Origin of the sequence: Collimonas arenae (assembly GCF_000786695.1) — a bacterium.
Taxonomy (GTDB): Bacteria; Pseudomonadota; Gammaproteobacteria; order Burkholderiales; family Burkholderiaceae_D; genus Collimonas; species Collimonas arenae_A.
The window spans coordinates 369,677-380,396 of the sequence record NZ_CP009962.1 but is presented as its reverse complement, the minus strand read 5'-3'; the positions used below and the strand labels follow the sequence as shown (position 1 = coordinate 380,396).

The 10,720-nt window shown below is 52.3% G+C and carries 13 protein-coding genes; 9 read left to right on the top strand and 4 right to left on the bottom strand.

The window, feature by feature from the left end; translation table 11 throughout:
- The first annotated feature begins 20 nt into the window (after window positions 1–20).
- The 3 genes from LT85_RS01665 (at window position 21) to LT85_RS01655 (ending at window position 2,986) form a co-directional block, all read left to right on the top strand.
- Window positions 21–644 (top strand): hypothetical protein, encoded by a 624-nt coding sequence (locus LT85_RS01665; protein WP_156117398.1) that lies wholly within the window; start codon window positions 21–23, stop codon window positions 642–644.
- A 50-nt stretch (window positions 645–694) separates the two neighbouring features.
- Complete coding sequence (locus LT85_RS01660; protein WP_172656931.1) at window positions 695–1,489, top strand: deaminated glutathione amidase; 795 nt, start codon at window positions 695–697, stop codon at window positions 1,487–1,489.
- Window positions 1,490–1,696: 207 nt separating this feature from the next.
- Window positions 1,697–2,986: a TCR/Tet family MFS transporter gene (locus LT85_RS01655; RefSeq protein ID WP_253273643.1), complete on the top strand. Its 1,290-nt coding sequence runs from the start codon at window positions 1,697–1,699 to the stop codon at window positions 2,984–2,986.
- Window positions 2,987–3,007: 21 nt separating this feature from the next.
- Here the strand turns inward: LT85_RS01655 and LT85_RS01650 are convergent, their stop codons facing one another.
- Complete coding sequence (locus LT85_RS01650) at window positions 3,008–3,469, bottom strand: MarR family winged helix-turn-helix transcriptional regulator (protein ID WP_038484502.1); 462 nt, start codon at window positions 3,467–3,469, stop codon at window positions 3,008–3,010.
- Between the two features lie 54 nt (window positions 3,470–3,523).
- On the opposite strand from LT85_RS01650, the gene LT85_RS01645 reads away from it, so the two are divergent.
- Window positions 3,524–3,892 carry a VOC family protein gene (locus tag LT85_RS01645; protein ID WP_038484499.1) on the top strand — a complete coding sequence of 123 codons (369 nt, stop codon included), beginning with the start codon at window positions 3,524–3,526 and terminating at the stop codon, window positions 3,890–3,892.
- A gap of 23 nt (window positions 3,893–3,915) precedes the next feature.
- Here LT85_RS01645 and LT85_RS01640 read toward each other — a convergent pair whose 3' ends face one another.
- The gene (locus tag LT85_RS01640) at window positions 3,916–4,380 is read right to left on the bottom strand and encodes an Lrp/AsnC family transcriptional regulator (protein WP_038484496.1); all 465 of its coding nucleotides are present in this window, start codon (window positions 4,378–4,380) and stop codon (window positions 3,916–3,918) included.
- Between the two features lie 164 nt (window positions 4,381–4,544).
- On the opposite strand from LT85_RS01640, the gene LT85_RS01635 reads away from it, so the two are divergent.
- The 4 genes from LT85_RS01635 to LT85_RS01625 all read left to right on the top strand — a co-directional run bounded on the left by LT85_RS01635 (window position 4,545) and on the right by LT85_RS01625 (window position 8,676).
- Window positions 4,545–5,171 carry a LysE family translocator gene (locus LT85_RS01635; protein ID WP_038484493.1) on the top strand — a complete coding sequence of 209 codons (627 nt, stop codon included), beginning with the start codon at window positions 4,545–4,547 and terminating at the stop codon, window positions 5,169–5,171.
- 294 nt (window positions 5,172–5,465) lie between these two features.
- Complete coding sequence (locus LT85_RS01630; protein WP_156117397.1) at window positions 5,466–6,635, top strand: DGQHR domain-containing protein; 1,170 nt, start codon at window positions 5,466–5,468, stop codon at window positions 6,633–6,635.
- 2 nt (window positions 6,636–6,637) lie between these two features.
- Window positions 6,638–7,609, top strand: a complete 972-nt coding sequence (locus tag LT85_RS26345; RefSeq protein ID WP_156117396.1) for a hypothetical protein — start codon at window positions 6,638–6,640, stop codon at window positions 7,607–7,609.
- 266 nt (window positions 7,610–7,875) lie between these two features.
- The gene (locus tag LT85_RS01625) at window positions 7,876–8,676 is read left to right on the top strand and encodes a hypothetical protein (protein ID WP_038484490.1); all 801 of its coding nucleotides are present in this window, start codon (window positions 7,876–7,878) and stop codon (window positions 8,674–8,676) included.
- 124 nt (window positions 8,677–8,800) lie between these two features.
- Here the strand turns inward: LT85_RS01625 and LT85_RS01620 are convergent, their stop codons facing one another.
- Window positions 8,801–9,181, bottom strand: coding sequence for a helix-turn-helix domain-containing protein (locus LT85_RS01620; RefSeq protein WP_038484487.1), 381 nt, complete (start codon window positions 9,179–9,181; stop codon window positions 8,801–8,803).
- 210 nt (window positions 9,182–9,391) lie between these two features.
- Here LT85_RS01620 and LT85_RS01615 point away from each other — a divergent pair, with 210 nt between their 5' ends.
- Window positions 9,392–10,174, top strand: coding sequence for an SDR family NAD(P)-dependent oxidoreductase (locus LT85_RS01615; RefSeq protein ID WP_038484482.1), 783 nt, complete (start codon window positions 9,392–9,394; stop codon window positions 10,172–10,174).
- Between the two features lie 106 nt (window positions 10,175–10,280).
- On the opposite strand, the gene LT85_RS01610 is transcribed toward LT85_RS01615, so the two are convergent.
- Complete coding sequence (locus LT85_RS01610; protein WP_038484479.1) at window positions 10,281–10,706, bottom strand: lipocalin-like domain-containing protein; 426 nt, start codon at window positions 10,704–10,706, stop codon at window positions 10,281–10,283.
- Between the last annotated feature and the right edge of the window lie 14 nt (window positions 10,707–10,720).

Below are 10,720 nucleotides of genomic sequence, written 5' to 3'. Positions count from 1 at the left end.
ACAAAACGGAGATACCAATAATGACCGTCAGATTAGTTTCCAGGATTTCCATCCTGATCTCCGCGGCCGCGTTGCTTCTGAGCGCTGCCGCCTGTTCCACCGACAAGGATCCCAATGAAAGGGTTACCGGCGACAGCGGCAGCAAACTCTTGAGACTCAGTTCCAAGCAGGTTACCGTTGATCTCAATGAGAAGGAACGGGCAGCCCTGACGCACGTCCAGGACAAGCTGTTTCCCAGCCTGAACGGTTCCGGGGCAGTTGCCGCCAGCGCCTGGGCGCTGGAGGAGATGGGCTTCAAGCCGGTCAAGGCGGACCCGGAGTTTTTCATGGTGGAAGCCCAGAAAGACAAGGTGATCGGCGTGCGCTGGCGCGAGGCGATTCGCGCCATCTTCAAGAGCCGGGGAATTCCGCTGAGCGCCAAGCCCGATCATGAGAGCGTCAATGCCATCATTTCGGTGCGTCCCGGCATGAGCGGCTCGGCAACGCTGGTGCGGGCGCGCTTTACCGCCACCATCTGGGACACCGCCGGCGATTCAAAAACCACCACCGTGACCGACCGGGAAATATACGACAAGTTTTTCTTGCACATGGGTGAATCCTTGTCTGGCGCCAAGCACCGCCCGCCCGTGCCGGAAAATGGTTAAGCGCCGCGCCGAGCTAGTGCAGGCCTGAATACAGAAAAAAGAAAGGCATCATGAAAGTAGCTCTTGGACAGTTTGCCGTCAGCCGGGAATGGCCGGAAAACGTAAATACGTGTATTGATTTGATGACGCAGGCGAAGCACGGCGCTGCCGATCTGCTGGTGCTGCCGGAAGGCGTGCTGGCGCGCGACATTGCCGATCCCGATATCGTGCTCAAAGCGGCGCAGCCATTGGACGGTCCGTTTGTGACGCAGCTCCTGGCGGCCAGCCGCGGCTCTAATCTTACCGTCGTGCTGTGCATACACGTACCTGCGCCAAATCAACGGGTATTCAATGTACTGATCGCGCTACGCAATGGCGAGATCATTGCGCAATACCGCAAATTGCATTTGTACGACGCGTTTTCCGTGAAAGAATCGACCAACGTCAGTCCGGGAAACGAGATCCCTCCCTTGCTGGACATCGCCGGCCTCAAGGTCGGATTGATGACCTGCTACGACGTCCGCTTCCCCGAACTGGCGCGCCGTTTGGTGCTGGATGGCGCCCAATTACTGGTGCTGCCTTCCGCCTGGCTCAGAGGGCCGCTGAAGGAAGCGCATTGGGAAGTCCTGGTTACCGCACGCGCGCTGGAAAACACCTGCTATATCGCGGCAGCCGGCGAATGCGGGCCGCGTAATATCGGCAACAGCATGGTGGTAGATCCGCTGGGGGTCGCTGTGGCGCGCGCCGCCGAAGGACCTGCCTTGATTCTTGCCGATATCGACCCGGCGCGCATTGCCTATGCACGGAGTGTGCTGCCGGTGCTGGAGAATCGTCGTTTCGAAGCGCCCCGGCTATCGCGAGACTAGACAATAAAGACGAGACAACAAAGACTGGACCACAAAAACTAGCCAGCGAAGAACAGGCGCTGGCATTTCCTCAATTGAACAGTTCCATATCGACCTGGCATGTGCATCGTCATGCTCATAACACCGTCATATGGATTGTCGTGTCTGTCACCAAGGCGATTCTTGTCCGCCACGGCACGATGGCGCCACCTACCGGAGTAGCAAAGCGTGACCACTTTCAGCACTGCGACACAGCACAAAGCCCGCGCCGCCGCCATGCCTTTCATCATGCTGACGGTCTTGATCGACATGGTTTCGGTCGGTCTGATCGTGCCGGTATTGCCGGCGCTGGTCGGCGAATTCACCGGCTCGCAAGCGGACACGGCATTCTGGTACGGCGCCGTGGCGTTCGCCTTCGGCCTGGCGAATTTCTTCGGTGCGCCGATCCTGGGCGCACTGTCCGACAGATATGGCCGACGACCGATATTGCTGCTGGGATTTTGCGGACTGGCCTTGAATTTTTTCGCCACCGCTTTTTCGACCGCACTGTGGATGCTGATTGTAGTGCGCCTGATAGGCGGCGCCATGCAAGCCAACGCAGCAGTGTGCAATGCCTACGTAGCGGACATCACGCAGCCGGAACAACGCGCCAAGCGCTTCGGTATGATCGGTGCAATGTTCGGCGTCGGCTTCATCATCGGGCCGGTGATGGGCGGCTTGCTGGGAGCGATCAATTTACGCCTGCCTTTCATCGTCGCCGGCAGCCTGGCCCTGATCAACCTGATCTACGGTTATTTTGTCTTGCCCGAATCGTTGCCTGCGGAGCGGCGGCGCAGCTTCAGCTGGAAATCCGCTAACCCGCTGTCTTCCCTGCAAGCGCTGTCGCGCCTCAAAACGGTTGGCCCCCTGGTCGGAGTAGTTGCCTGCAGCGGCCTCGCACAATTCATACTGTTCACCATCTGGATGCTCTACACCAACCTCAAGTTTGACTGGGGACCGCTGCAAAACGGCCAGGCGCTGGCAGCGGTCGGCATCATGTCGGTGCTGGTGCAAGGAGTATTGCTAAACCTTCTGCTCAAGCGCTTCAGCCCGCAGCGGCTGGCGATCATCGGCCTGCTGTCGTCGACAGCCGCCTACCTGCTGTGGGGAATGGCCAACCATGGCTGGATGATGTACGCCATCATTTTCGCCAACATCTTCGGCCCCACGGTTACCGCCGTAATCCAAAGCATCATTTCCGGCGCGACGGATTCGCATAATCAGGGCCAGACGCTAGGCGCAGTCAGTTCGCTCAACAGCTTGATGGCGGTGATCGCGCCGGTCATCGGCGCGCCCTTGCTGGGCGCGGTATCCAACCTGCCAAAAGGAGACTGGCGCATCGGCGCGCCCTTCTATTTTTGCGCAGCATTGCAATGTGCTTCGCTGGTGCTGGCGTACCTGCACTTCCGGCGGCAACGCCAGGCACGCACCTTTGCGTATCTGGCACAGAAATTGTCGTCTGATGCTACAAAGGCGTGATCGGATAGCCGTAGACCATCCCTAGCTGTCGGACGGCTGGTCGTCCAGGGCGGCGGCACAACGCTTGAGCAACTCGCAAAGAAGCCGGGCCTCTTCAGTAGACAGCCTGGACAGCATCCGCCGTTCTACCGCGTCGGCAGCTTTCGCGCCATCGGCTACGGCCTTTTGACCGGCCGTCGTCAGCTCGGTCATGATGACCCGGCCATGCTCCGGGTGCGGACTCCGCACAATCAGGCCTCCGCGTTCAAGATTGACGAGGATCGCCTGCATGGTCTGCGGCGTCACGAACGCCGCGCGAGCCAGGTCGGCATTCGAGATTCGCGGATTGCCGGCGACGGCAAGCAGAGCTGCATTCTGAGGCGCCGTGATGCCGACCCGCGCAAGTTCGGCATCCAGGCGTTGCCTCAACCGATGTTGCGTGATCTTCAGGTTGTAGCCAATCCAGTCGACTCCGCTTCGAGGCGCTATTTTCTCCGTTGACATATCAGTGCCCTTACATTAATATCAGTGCACTGATATTACTTGATAGGAGCTATTATGACAACCCCAGTCGGCCCCGACTTCATCGCCTTGCAAGTGCGCGACCTCGCCGCATCCCGCAAGTTCTACGTCGAAATCTTCGGTTTCGAAACCGCAGCGCATAGTCCTCCCGGGGCGGTCATTTTCAAGACCGAGCCGATCCCGCTGGCGCTGAGAGAGCCTCTGCGTGCGCTTCCCGAAGCGGGGCCGCTCGGCGTAGGCATGGCGCTCTGGATCGCATGCGCCGACGCCGATGCGCTGCACGACCTCATTATCAAGCGGGGCGGCACAATCCTCAGCCCGCTCGCCGACAGCCCCTTCGGTCGCTTCTTCGTCACCAGTGATCCCGATGGCTACGCGATCACCTTTCATACGGCGCGGAGCTGACTGCAGCCGCATTGCAACCGCCTCTAGATCGGGAGGCGGGTCGTTTGCTTGATGCGTTTGAGCGGGATCTCGGTTTCGACGTTGCGTATCCCTTTAATCTTCGTGAGCGTCTCCATCTGGAAGCGCTGATAGTCGTCCAGATCCCTGACGGTGACGCGCAGGAGATAGTCGTAGCTTCCGGCCATCAGATGGCACTCAAGCACTTCTGGCGCTTTTTCCATTTCCTTTGCAAAGTGCTCGACTGTCGCTTTGTCCTGGCGCTCAAGCGTGATTCGCACGAAGGCGGTAAAGCGCAGGTCAACGGCAGCGGGATTCAGCAGCGCGACGTAACCGTCGATGACGCCTTGCTCCTCAAGAAGGTGCACGCGGCGCAGGCACGGTGTCGCGGAGAGCCCGACGTGCTGCGCGAGTTCGGCATTGGTCCGGTTCGAATCGCTTTGGAGCGCACGCAGGATGCGCTTGTCTATTGCATCGAGTTTTATCGACATAATTCACTACCAATTTTTCTAAAAATAGATAATAACTCCAAAAATTGATATTTTTGTGGGCAAATGCGCATCCAATCGCTACAGGGGGAGAACTATAATTTAACGACGGGCCTGCACGCGGCACTCAGCGCGGTTTCGCCCCCACCTCTTCCAGGAGAAATCCCATGCATCAACTCTCGTGGCTATCATTCATCGCCACCTCACTTCTGATCATTCTTACCCCGGGACAGGACATGGTCCTGGTGATATCGCGCACGCTATCCGGGGGAACCCGTGCCGGCGTCGTCACTGCGGCGGGCGTCAGTACTGGCCTGCTCATGCACACGGTGCTGGCGACGCTAGGTGTTGGGGCGCTTCTTCAAGCATCGGAGTGGCTCTTCACGGCGCTGAAGCTCGTCGGCGCGCTTTACCTGCTATACCTCGGCGTCACGCTGTTGCGTTCGTCGGGCGAGTTGTCTCTGGCGAGCAGTCGGGGCGCACCAGCATCGACGCTGCGGACCTTCGCGCAGGGAGCCTTGTCCAATGCCTCGAATCCGAAGGTTGTGCTCTTTTACCTCGCCTTCCTGCCGCAATTTGTCCCTGCAAATGCGACGCATCCGATGCTTTCCCTATTTGTTTTGGGTGTGACGTTTGCCGGCCTGACGTTTCTCGTTAAAGGGCCGGTCGCACTATTCGCCGGCCGGCTGTCAGCATCGATCCACCGTAACCCCCGTATCCTGACCCGCATGCACCAGACCAGTGGCATTGTCCTGCTGGCGCTTGGCGTTAAACTGGCGTTCGAACGCAGATAAAGATCGACAAGCTTGCAGTATTGAATGGCCGCAATCGAGAGAATCGTCGACTGCACGCTTGCGGCCAAGTACGGCCTGTAGACCGAGAGAGCGAAGGGTCGCTTAGGGAAGGCAGGCGGATCTATACCGCCGCCAGTTTTTCCCAATCGCTGCGCGTCATCATATAGGCAACGGTATCCATCTCGTACCACCTTTCAATGCCTCGAAAGCGCATAACCTCTTTTCATTTATAGCCTTATCAACGAGATAATTCGGTACACTAGGGAAACAATATATTTCGAATAAAGGTCACAGATGAAGAAAATAGATAAAACTGCGGCGCCAACTGCCGACAAGACCAAAAAATCCACCAATAACAAACCTTTATCCTTGTCCTCGAAAGGCGCGTCGATAGCTACAAAATCCGCCCATCAGCCCTTATTATTTCCAGATTTCGCTTCCGATACCACATCCACCAAGAGCAGTATCGGAAAATCGAACTCAGAGAAAATTCCGGCTGCTGGTGATGAGGTTCGGTATTCTGTTAGCCAAATGCGACAAGGCGAGCATCGCTTTTATACTTTTTCTATCTTTAGTGATGTCTTAGCGAAATGTTGTTTCGCAACTAATCGCGATGAAGATCCCATAAATGGTTTTCAACGTGTACTGGATAATAAAAGAGCCAAGGACATTGCCAACTACATTGATTTTGAAATGGGAACAATTCCAAACTCAATCGTTCTCAGCGCACAAACCGAGTCGAAATTTAAACTGGTAGGTCAAGGTAAGACAGCATCGTTTATATTTGATCCGCACGCATTCTTGATTATCGATGGGCAACATAGGGTGTACGGATATGCATTGGCAAAAACCCGGCTAAGGGTTCCAGTTGTCGTCTATGAAAATCTGACACGCGAACAAGAAACTAGATTGTTCATCGATATAAACACTAAACAACGCCCCGTCCCAAAAGAATTATTACTGTCTATAAAAAGTTTGGCAAAAACCGAGAATGATATAGAGGGCTTGCTAGGTGAAATTTTTGACCTATTTGACCAAGATCAAAAAAGCGCTCTAATTGGGCTCACCAGTGCAACTAAAAAAGTTGCAGCGAAAATTAGCCGAGTAACTTTCAATGCGGGGTTGAAGCCGCATTTGCAAATATTTTCGGATCGATCCGCAGATCAAATTTATCTAATTTGGAACTCATATTTCCACGCAGTCCTTCTCGGATTGCGTGAGAAAAAATCTGAAAAATCCATAACCAATAAAACCGTTTTCCGGGCATTTTGTGACGTATTTCTAGATTGCGCTGAACGTGTAAAACTTAGATTTTCAAAAAAATATACCGTTGACAATTTTGAAGCCGTGTCACAACCGATATTTGCAAATATCAAGCAAAGTACGTTTACCAATCCAAGAATGAATCAGGCGGATCTCGCGGAACATTTTAGACAACAACTTAAATCTAACTTTAGTCTTTAAAGATGAGCCTCATCGATGCATCACAGCAGCTTTTGCTTAGAGATCTGCGCAATCAGCGTCGTCCAAAAATTCTTGGGGTGCAGGACTGGATACTTTCCGCATCCTACCGAGTTGAACAATCGCCTAAGAAAAAAAATGTGACACTATTGCTCGATGCTTCAACAGATATTGTTGAAGCCTTGGCGCACGACATTGTTCGCTATAGTTCTGCCGCGATAGAAAGTGCTCAGAGAGTTGAGGCATTGATCGATAGGCCTTTAGCAAGTGGTTGGATCATCATACGGTCATATTATTCGGCCTATTTCGCCGCAAATTCCCTTATGCGCTTGTTCGGCTATTTCTGTACAAATATTGATCAACGACATGTCGCAGCCATTCATCAGATTGCACATCTCTATGAAATACCACTCCCTACAAATGAGAAGTCCAAACTTGCATCAGGAACGTATAGCGGACGGTACATTACCAACTCACACAATGGTGCTGTTGTTCTGAAATCCTTGCACTCCATTGGGGGTGGAGCGCATAAACAATTCTGGTTTGCGTTCAAAGAATTCCTGGACTCTTTTCAACATGACTTAAGTCAATGCGTTCTTTCGAAATCACAGATGGAGAAAGCTCGTAGCTCTGTCAAGTTTTTGCTGTCTACCCTATGCCAAGAGAATCATCCCAATGGAAATTGGCTGTCAGAGATTCGTAACTCGGTAAATTACAGACTTGAACACGGGGCGTGGCACCCGTATGACGGTAATCAAACAGAAGCCCGTGAGCTAATTGAATTAATTTCCTGTTCTTTTTTAGGAGAGCCACGATTTCAAGTTACAGATGCAAAAGCAAATGAGTTATCTAGATCAACTGATAGCTGTTCTTATTTGCTTGCATGGATGCTATGCTCTGTGAATAAAATTTCGGAGCAGTCTAATGGTGGTGCAAAGCACTTCCTTAAAGCCGGACCATTAGCACTGCTCCGGTAACCAAGCCACGTCTACAGTTCTTTGAAGTGATTATTTATCTCAACACTGTCATGCAGGATCTTGAAGCTCAGCATCACCATACTATTTGCCTACTGTTATTAGACTGAATTTTACCGCCCCCATACTTGCGACGGCGCATCGCTAAGAATGCATCGAACGGTTAATGAAATCGTTTCTTAGTGAGTGCCTCAGCTTGTGATTTGATCTAAAAATAGAGCAGCCAGCACATCCACGACTTCCGATTTTCATTCACTTTTGATCGTTATATGGTAAAAGCTCTGTCAAAAAATAGACTGCCAGCCAAGATCGACAACAATAAGTCTTTCTCTGAAAATGGGATCTCGAGTTTTCTTGGACTATTGGCAAAAATCTTTGCTGCCACAATTATCGGTGGCGGGATTTTGCTCTATTTCCTGGGATATATTTACCAAAGTATCTATTTGGATAAATTTGGTGTGAGCTCCACCGATTTTCCGAAAGGCACGTATGAAACTCAGATATATGGTGCGGTGACTCTTTGGAATTTTGCTAACACAGGAATAAATGGGATAAATAAATATCTAGGATTCCTGCTCGCTGGCGTTCTGGCCATTATTCTCTATATTTGGGGTATGCAAGTTACAACCAGAAAGCTTGCAAAAAAATCGCCTAGCAAAATACGGAATATTCCCGAATGGTTACTAGAACTATTTGGCAGTATTTTCATAACTGGTAGCCTTGCCCTGACTGTACCTATCATACTAATTCTGATAGGAATAATTTTAGGTCTGCCACTATATATCGCAGTAAGCCAAGGAGAAATTTTTGCTGCAAAGAAGCGAGCAATATATGCCAAAGGTTGTGAGGCCGGCTCGACTGATTCGCAGTGCCATGAAATTTTAAAGAACGGCCAGAAAATTGCTACAGGTTTCATTCTGGATAGTTCACCTACTTACATTGCGATATTTGATTCACAGAACCAAATATCTCGCGTTATCGAGCGAAAAGACACAGAGCTCATCGTTCACAAAATTGCAAAGACAGTCATCCCTCTTAAAAAATCTGAAGAAAATACTCTCAAAAAGTGAACTGCTCAGAATAGATTGATAGCTGATTTGCGCCATCAATTACCCCACTTTTTTCTCAAGCTGTGATCCAGCGGAGTCATTCGGAATCGCAGCCTGATATTGGGTCCTATTACAGCCAGAACTTCTAACCTTCAAACTCTTCCTTTTGCTGTGCTTTACTATCTTTTCTAGCAAAACGTCGCGCAAGCTTTTCCACCATCCCAATAATCAATTGGCGATCTGTAGTGGGCACATTTGAGAGTAGCTTAGTCATGTACTCAACCTGATCGGTTGGCCGCCGACTACCTTCGATAAGAAACGTTTCTACGCCGCATTCGAACATGTCGGCCATCTCGTAAAGCTTGAATATTCCAGGGCTGACCAGCCCACGCTCAATTCGAGAAAACGCTTCGTTGCCAATACCAAGATGCTCTGCAACTTCTTCCTGAGTAAAGCCTGCAATCTTCCGTTTCTTAGCTACGGTTTTGCCTATTTTTGTATTGATGAGTTCTTCTTTGGTGGGCACGACACAATACCTCCACGTTGGACAACACGTAGATAGTTGATCATCCACCTTATACGCATAACACACCTAAAGTGTGAAATTCAACTCTATACAATGAATTAAATATAGTTTAAGGTTGCTTATCAACCAAATTATTTGTTTTATACTCAGGCCGAAGCGACAAAAGATATATGTAAACCATTGCTAACACGCGAACGTGTCAGGACCCCCATGAACCAACTCAACGCCTACTTCTCCCTCAAAAACAAAGTCGCCCTAGTCACCGGCGCAGCACGCGGCATCGCGCTGCACATCGCCTGTGCCCTCTCCACCGCCGGCGCCAAGCTGGCGATCCTGGATGTGCGTGAGGAGGAGGGCCAGGTCGTCGCCTGGCTGCTCGGCAGCGCACAGGGCCGGGCGAGATTCTGGTCGCTGGATGTCAGCGACCGCAATGCAGTGCTGCGGGTGATGGGTGCGGTTGAGGGGCATTTCGGCCGTATTGATATCCTGGTCAACAGCGCCGGCATCGATGCCGACAATCCGTCAGCGCAGGGGCTTTCGCTGGCGCAGTGGGAGAAGGCCATGTCGGCCAACGTCAATGGCAGCATCCTGTGTACCAAGCACGTCATCGCGGCGATGGAGCGGGCCGGTGGCGGCTCTATCGTCAATGTGCTGTCTTTGTGTGCGCTAGAGGATGAGCGGCATGAAGCGGCCGACCATGCGGCGAAGGCGGCGCTGCGGATGGCCAATATGAATGCGATGCGCTATGCGGCGCGCAATATCCGTGTCAATACGATCCATCCGGGTTTTTCACGGCCACCGGCGCAGGTGGAGGCTTTGCGTAAGCAGGGCGACCTGACGCAGACGCTGGTCGATCTGGCGGAGGTGCAAATGCTGACAGGCCGTGGTTCGGCGACGGATGTGGCGGCGGGGATTTTGTATCTGGCGTCGGATGCGAGTCGGTTTGTCAGCGGGGCGGAGCTGGTGATCGAGGCTGGCTATGGTTGCCGCTGACGTGCGCAATTGTCGCCGAATGCATTGCCTTCATTCCCCGCAGGATGCAGCCGGGAATTGATCACCTGCAAACGAACGACTAGTTGCGAACTCAGCGTAGGGGAAATTACTCGCGTCTAAAACGAAGAATAGCTCTTCCTATTGGATTTCCTGATATCAACGGATTCGGCATCCAGGCCGTCATGACGTAGAGCGTGTCTCCTTCAAGCTTGTAGGATCGTTCCTGCTCACTGCCATTCCAGGCTTCATTCCAGGAGGAGTCAATTTTTGTGATGAATCTATCCCCGTCTATCCGATACCGTCCTGTGTAGCACATCATGGTACGGAAAAGTGCTAGCAGCTTCTCATCCGTATCTCCGGGCTCCCGCGTCTCTGCGGTAATCATTACCATCATTCGCCCGTCAGAGCCGAAAATAAGGCGCCCATTGGGGGCCGCGCCCCACGGTTGCGTGCGCTCCTTTGTGTCCTGACGCTCGGTATCAAAAGAAACCAACCGCCAGCAACCGTGGAGCTTGGTGTCGTGTTCAGACATATTCTCTCCTGTAG

Coding starts and splice junctions, on each gene's coding strand:
- LT85_RS01665 (WP_156117398.1), top strand. CDS start 21: ATGACCGTCAGATTAGTTTCCAGGATTTCCATCCTGATCTCCGCGGCC.
- LT85_RS01660 (WP_172656931.1), top strand. CDS start 695: ATGAAAGTAGCTCTTGGACAGTTTGCCGTCAGCCGGGAATGGCCGGAA.
- LT85_RS01650 (WP_038484502.1), bottom strand. CDS start 3,469: ATGTCAACGGAGAAAATAGCGCCTCGAAGCGGAGTCGACTGGATTGGC.
- LT85_RS01645 (WP_038484499.1), top strand. CDS start 3,524: ATGACAACCCCAGTCGGCCCCGACTTCATCGCCTTGCAAGTGCGCGAC.
- LT85_RS01640 (WP_038484496.1), bottom strand. CDS start 4,380: ATGTCGATAAAACTCGATGCAATAGACAAGCGCATCCTGCGTGCGCTC.
- LT85_RS01635 (WP_038484493.1), top strand. CDS start 4,545: ATGCATCAACTCTCGTGGCTATCATTCATCGCCACCTCACTTCTGATC.
- LT85_RS01630 (WP_156117397.1), top strand. CDS start 5,466: ATGAAGAAAATAGATAAAACTGCGGCGCCAACTGCCGACAAGACCAAA.
- LT85_RS26345 (WP_156117396.1), top strand. CDS start 6,638: ATGAGCCTCATCGATGCATCACAGCAGCTTTTGCTTAGAGATCTGCGC.
- LT85_RS01625 (WP_038484490.1), top strand. CDS start 7,876: ATGGTAAAAGCTCTGTCAAAAAATAGACTGCCAGCCAAGATCGACAAC.
- LT85_RS01615 (WP_038484482.1), top strand. CDS start 9,392: ATGAACCAACTCAACGCCTACTTCTCCCTCAAAAACAAAGTCGCCCTA.
- LT85_RS01610 (WP_038484479.1), bottom strand. CDS start 10,706: ATGTCTGAACACGACACCAAGCTCCACGGTTGCTGGCGGTTGGTTTCT.